Raw genomic sequence first — 684 nt, 5'->3', positions numbered from 1 at the left:
ACAATATTTTTTCCATTTCCCGCTTTAATATGCTGAAGAAAGCCAGCATCGTCATAGCGGTATAAAACGGTCCTATCTGCGACATCTTTTCGGATGATTCTTCCCATAGAGTCGTATTTGAATTGGCTGTGTAGCCCATCAAATCCAACGGTACCTGATAGTAAACCTTCGCTGTCGTACAAAAACTCAAACGCTAGACCATCACTTCGAACTAATTTCGTTAGGTTACGTTGTTGATCGTACTCGTAGGAAATATGGCTGCCATCAGGGAAGATTACCGCTTCTTGTTGAGCCAAAGCTCCCCATTGATAAGACGTGACACCTTCTGGTGTGTGTATCTGTGCAACACGACTAAACTCGTCATAAGCGTACTCTTCACTGTAACCGACTTGGTCTTCGTCGTTGAAATATCTTATCGATGTGCGGCGTCCGTAATCATCATAGGAAATCTGGGCAACACATCCATCGGGATACGCAATCCCATTAACTAAATCGGTAGCGCCATAACTGTAGCGAAGTAAAGTGCCATCTACTTCATGAGCGACTAATCTTTGTTGTTTATCCCACCACCAACGGCTCTTCTTACCATCTTCAGACTCTCTCTTTACGACTTGACCATGCTTATCGTATTCATACTCCGTTACGCAACCTAGAGCATCGATATCCCACACTCGTTGACCAAGA

At 44.0% G+C, this 684-nt stretch carries 1 pseudogene; it reads right to left on the bottom strand.

Annotated features, from left to right (window positions below):
• Nucleotides 1-684, bottom strand: a pseudogene (locus R8O10_RS25325) (type IV secretion protein Rhs); the annotation flags it as partial.

The sequence above is a fragment of the Vibrio sp. 1727 genome (assembly GCF_033344415.1).
Lineage (GTDB): Bacteria > Pseudomonadota > Gammaproteobacteria > Enterobacterales > Vibrionaceae > Vibrio > Vibrio alginolyticus.
This window is presented reverse-complemented; position numbering and strand designations above follow the sequence as displayed.